Origin of the sequence: Glycocaulis sp. (assembly GCF_052168375.1) — a bacterium.
Classification (GTDB): domain Bacteria; phylum Pseudomonadota; class Alphaproteobacteria; order Caulobacterales; family Maricaulaceae; genus Glycocaulis.
Genome location: NZ_JBQLZR010000122.1, coordinates 1 through 2,571, shown reverse-complemented (window position 1 = coordinate 2,571; position 2,571 = coordinate 1). Strand labels below are relative to the sequence as shown.

The 2,571-nt window shown below is 63.2% G+C and carries 3 protein-coding genes; 2 read left to right on the top strand and 1 reads right to left on the bottom strand.

All coding sequences use genetic code 11. From position 1 onward, the window contains the following. On the top strand, positions 1 to 987 hold a 987-nt coding region (locus ACTS2Z_RS04795; protein ID WP_442572085.1), incomplete at its 5' end, for an amidohydrolase family protein. A 48-nt stretch (positions 988 to 1,035) separates the two neighbouring features. Continuing rightward, on the top strand, positions 1,036 to 2,172 hold the full coding sequence (locus tag ACTS2Z_RS04790) for a pyridoxal phosphate-dependent aminotransferase (protein ID WP_442572086.1): 1,137 nt from the start codon (positions 1,036 to 1,038) through the stop codon (positions 2,170 to 2,172). Here the strand turns inward: ACTS2Z_RS04790 and ACTS2Z_RS04785 are convergent. After that, positions 2,169 to 2,571 (bottom strand): acyl-CoA thioesterase (locus ACTS2Z_RS04785; protein WP_442572084.1); only part of this gene is annotated, 403 nt, incomplete at its 5' end. The two genes, ACTS2Z_RS04790 and ACTS2Z_RS04785, sit on opposite strands and share 4 nt — an antisense overlap.

The window sequence follows — 2,571 nt, the reverse complement described above, 5'->3', positions numbered from 1 at the left end:
TTTCAGGCACTGGCGGCACCCTTCCGACTTTACTGGGATGGCCCGGTCAATCCGCTTGCGGAAGAAATCCCGGAACTCCGCGCACTCAACGAGCCTGATCTGGAAGATCGGGAGGCCCGTCAGCGCATTCTCGCTGACCCGGACTATCAGGCACGCTTCTGCGCGATGTGGATGCACGGAAAGCAGGGCGGGCTTGCCGGGCTGAAGCGCAAGATGCGCGCCGAGCAGATGGCGTTCGACCGCGACATGAAGAACATGGTCTTCCATTCCGGCTGTCCGGCGGACTGGGTGGGAGAGACCTTCGAAGATGTGTTCAAACGCTACCAGGTAAGCTTTGCGATGCCGGACGTTATCCGCTCCGATGACGAGCGGGCGGCGTTTGAAGCCCTGCCGGCCATTGCCTCCACGCCTGATATCGGCGAGCCCTATTTCGTGCTCGGCCTGTTCCAGCTTTACGATACCGATCTGCGCTGGTGGACGATTTCGGCCAACCGCGACATGGAGGTTGTCCGGAAATTGCTGAACGATCCGCAGATATTCCCCGGCTTCAACGATTCAGGGGCGCATCTGACCAATATGGCCTTCTATGACGGCAATCTGCGCTGCCTGCAGATGGCGCAAGGCGAAGGCATGGAGCGCGTGGCTGCCCAGGTGAAGCGCCTGACCCGCGACCCGGCCGACTTCATCGGCATTGATGCCGGACGCATCGAGATTGGCAGCATTGCCGATATCGCCATCATCGATCCGGAAGCCCTGAAGGCTTACGATTCCGATGCGGGGCTGCAATTCATCCACCGCGATGTGTTCGACCATGAGCAACTGGTCAACCGGTCGGATGGTGTCGTGACCCATGTTGTCGTGGGCGGCGGGATTGTCTGGGCTGATGGCGGCTTCACCTCCGCCCATGGCAAGCAAAAGCTTGGCCGGGCCTTGCGCCACCGCGATGCCGGCGCTGCGTCACAAGAACAGGCGATCGCGGCTGAATAGTGCTGCGCAAAGGGATACAGGCATGCGTTGTCCAGAGGCACTCACCTGATGGGTGCGGCGATAGACCCTTTCCGGGCCATAGCGATTTCGGAACTGGCCCAGCGCCTGAAGGCGCAAGGCAGGCCGGTCATCCACATGGAGTTCGGCCAGCCCGCCACAGGCGCGCCGGGCGAGGCGATCACGGCGGCCCACCAGGTGCTGGACAGCGACCCGATGAGCTATTGGGAAAGCAGCGCGCTGCGCGAACGCATCGCCCGGCATTACCGCGAGGCCTATGGCGTTGATCCGGGTCCGGACAGGATATTGCTGACCGCCGGTGCGTCACCCGCCTTGCTTCTTTCGCTCATCACGGCCTTCAATCCGGGTGACACCGTGGCGCTGGCCCGTCCCGGCTATGTTGCCTATCGCAACACGCTCAAAGCGCTGCATATCAACCCGCTGGAGATCGCCTGCGGCGCGCAGACGCGCTTTCAGCTGAGTGCAGCGCAGATCGAAGCGATGGAAACGCCTCCGGCCGGTGTCATCATCGCGAGTCCCGCCAACCCGACCGGGACCATAATCCCCGCCGGCGAGCTTGCCCGGCTGTGTGCGGTGTGCGCGGAACGCTCAATCCGCATCATCTCCGACGAGATCTATCACGGGCTGAGCTATGGCGAGCCGGCGCGTTCGGTGCTCGAGTTCGATGATACAGCCTTCATCGTCAACAGCTTTTCGAAATACTATTCGATGGTTGGCTGGCGCCTGGGCTGGCTGGTTGCCCCGCAAAGCCTTGCCGACAGCGCGAAAGCCTATCGCGGCAATCTGTTCCTGACGCCGCCATCGCTGAGCCAGCACGCGGCACTGGCCGCCATGGACTGCCGCGAGACACTGGATGGGCATGTCCGAACCTACAGCGCCAATCGCGCGCTCATGCTGGAGGCGGCAGGCCGTCTCGGCCTTGACCACTTCGCTCCGCCCGATGGCGCTTTCTACATCTGGGCCGATATTGGCCACCTGACCGATGACAGCATGGCGTTTTGCGAGCGCCTGCTACGCGAGACCTATGTGGCTACCGCTCCGGGTGTCGATTTCGACCCTGTCGAGGGACGCCATTTCATGCGGTTCAGCTTTGCGGCATCAACCGATCAGGTTCGAGAGGCGATCGCCCGCATGGAGCCATGGTTTGCGGCCCAGCCACGCCGCTAGCGCTTGCGGATACGAATCAGGCCTTCCTGCGCCGTGCTGGCGACCAGCCGGCCATCGCGTGTGAATAGCCGCCCGCGATTGAAGCCGCGTCCGGCACCCGCCCACGGGCTGTCTGTGGTGTAGAGCAGCCATTCATCCATGCGCACCGCATCGTGGAACCAGACCGCATGATCAAGGCTCGCGGACTGGAGCCCGGGCGATACCCAGCTGACGCCATGGGGCTGCATGGAGGTTCCCAGAAGCGCCATGTCGGAGGCATAGGCTAGCGCCGCGCGGTGCAGCAGCGGATCGGGGCCGAAATCGCCGCGAACGCGGAACCAGATATGGCGTACCGGATCGAGCTTGGGCGGATTTCCCGGTGACCACGGACCGACGGGGCGCAACTCGATAGGCCGGGGC